The sequence below is a fragment of the Ruegeria sp. AP12 genome (genome assembly GCF_056540025.1).
In genome coordinates this window covers 1-1,511 of sequence record NZ_JBQFVZ010000052.1, presented here as the reverse complement: position 1 = coordinate 1,511, position 1,511 = coordinate 1, and the positions used below count along the sequence as shown (strand labels likewise).

The window sequence follows — 1,511 nt, the reverse complement described above, 5'->3', positions numbered from 1 at the left end:
CCGCCCCGCGCGACGTAGTGCACATGCCACTGCATGGCATCGTATAGGCTTTCGATCTGTTCAGCGTCTTGTCCTACAAGGAACGGTGCCAGATCATGCTGGATCATCGCCAGGATGGCATGACCACCCTTGCCCCCCGTATAAGTATATCCGACCCCCTCGACCCCATCCGAGGTTTGAATAGTAACTGTGATCAGTTGAAAAAACGTGTGATCCCCATGTTTGGCATCGACTAGGACTTCGGCGAGCGGAACGTTGAACAGCCGCGCTGATACACTTTCTATGCGATTCATTGACCCAAGACCTTCTGCTGCCTGGCAATAACCCGAGACTGTAAAAGGATGACCGCAAATAGAAAGCCTCCACGAATTACCATCTGCCAATAGGCACTGAAACTGATGGTGCCCTGACCGTTTTCAAAGTTTAGAACGTTGAAGACCAGCCCCAGCAACAGCGCACCGGCCACCGTCGCAGGGATCGAACCCATCCCACCCGTCAACAAAGTGCCGCCCACCACGACGGACGCGATGGCCGATAATTCCCATCCGATGCCCTCAAGGGGTTGTCCGGCTCCAAAACCCGAGGCCAGAAAGACTCCGGCGAGCCCCGCACAGCCGCCCGACAGCAGGTAAACGAAAGCCTTAGCGCGATTGACCTTCAGACCCATGAGGTTTGAGGCATCCTCGCTGCCACCAATCGCCAACACCGTTCGCCCGATGGTTGTTCTTTCCAACACCAGCCAAAGTACCAGCGTCAGTCCGGCCACGATGACGATTGCCCATGGAAACAGGCCGAACGCCTGCCCCATGCCAAGCTTGGTGAAGTTCGACCCCCAATCGACCGAAATTGTTTGGGCGTCCGAAATCACCAATGCCCCGCCTTTGGCGGCCAACATGGTCGCCAGTGTGGCGATGAAGGGCGGGATTCGAAGGATGATTATGCAAAAGGCGTTGATCGCCCCGAAACCAACCCCGGCAAGAACGGCCCCCGGCAACGCAACCTGAATCCCGTATGGGCTGAGATAGGCCGCAACAACCGACGTAAAGGCCGCAACGGATCCTACCGACAGATCAATCCCGCCGGTCATGATCACGAAACACATGCCCAGTGCAATCGCGATGAACATCGCGTTGTAGTTCAAGAAAGACGAGAAATTGTAGGCGCTGCCAAAGTTTTCATAGCGCATCAACCCGAACAGGATCAAAGCCAGCAGTGCGAGCCACACCGTCACCGAAGCCGAATTGCGCCGAAGGTACTTTCGCAGGTCAAAAGCCGTTTCATCCAACATCAATCAAGCCCTCCGGAACTGTTGGACCCAAACGGCCAGGATAATGATGGCGGCTTTGGCGATTAGTGCGACTTCGTCTTCTACCACGTTAGCCAATAGTGTATATTTGACCAATTGGATGATGACAGCACCCAGTATGGCACCAAAGATCGGCGCCCGCCCGCCTTGTAAAAGAGCCCCGCCGTCAACCGCGGGCGCGATGGCATCAAGATCCATCAGATTG

Annotated in this window: 1 protein-coding gene and 2 pseudogenes; all 3 read right to left on the bottom strand. The window is 55.6% G+C overall.

Annotation, left to right across the window (positions count from 1 at the left end):
* Window positions 1-293, bottom strand: a pseudogene (locus tag ACR0E6_RS21100) (uroporphyrinogen decarboxylase); the annotation flags it as partial.
* Window positions 290-1,288: an ABC transporter permease gene (locus ACR0E6_RS21095; RefSeq protein ID WP_480564961.1), complete on the bottom strand. Its 999-nt coding sequence runs from the start codon at window positions 1,286-1,288 to the stop codon at window positions 290-292. The gene ACR0E6_RS21095 and the pseudogene ACR0E6_RS21100, both read right to left, overlap by 4 nt.
* 3 nt (window positions 1,289-1,291) lie before the next feature.
* Window positions 1,292-1,511 (bottom strand): annotated as a pseudogene (locus ACR0E6_RS21090) (ABC transporter permease); the annotation flags it as partial.